The organism is Citrobacter sp. TBCS-14 (assembly GCF_005280805.1).
Classification (GTDB): Bacteria; Pseudomonadota; Gammaproteobacteria; order Enterobacterales; family Enterobacteriaceae; genus Citrobacter; species Citrobacter gillenii.
The window spans coordinates 307-699 of the sequence record NZ_SZWM01001261.1; the positions used below are offsets into that span (position 1 = coordinate 307).

The following is a 393-nucleotide window of genomic DNA, read 5'->3' on the forward strand; positions in this document are numbered from 1 at the left end:
TGAAGTGTGGATCTGGAACCGATTCGAAGCCGTTAATAATCATGTCCTCGGTCGGAACGATAGGCACCAGTATGTAACCATCCGGAGTTACCGGAGAGTTTCCAGCCTGAAGCATGGCGTCGCGGCAGGCGTTCCAGCCCCTGACCTCTGCTATTGCAGCTACAGCTTCTATCGCATACATTTTCGAAGCTTCGGGCATAGGCTTTTCATCCGGTACTACCGGCGCTGGCTGCGCTTTGATGTGTAACCGCGGTTCACCGTCTTTCGGCTCAGGCCATTCGCGCTGTTTGTTTATCGCCAACTTGTCTACCATCGCCAGGGTGATCTGCTCGTCACTGATACCGGCACGACGTTGCGCATCCCATAACAGGAATTGCATGTCAGCCCATTCGC

The 393-nt window shown here is 54.2% G+C and carries 1 protein-coding gene; it reads right to left on the reverse strand.

What is annotated here, in order from left to right:
* On the reverse strand, nucleotides 1-379 hold a 379-nt coding region (locus tag FDX22_RS32305; protein ID WP_370317954.1), incomplete at its 3' end, for a dATP/dGTP pyrophosphohydrolase domain-containing protein.
* Nucleotides 380-393 lie beyond the last annotated feature (14 nt).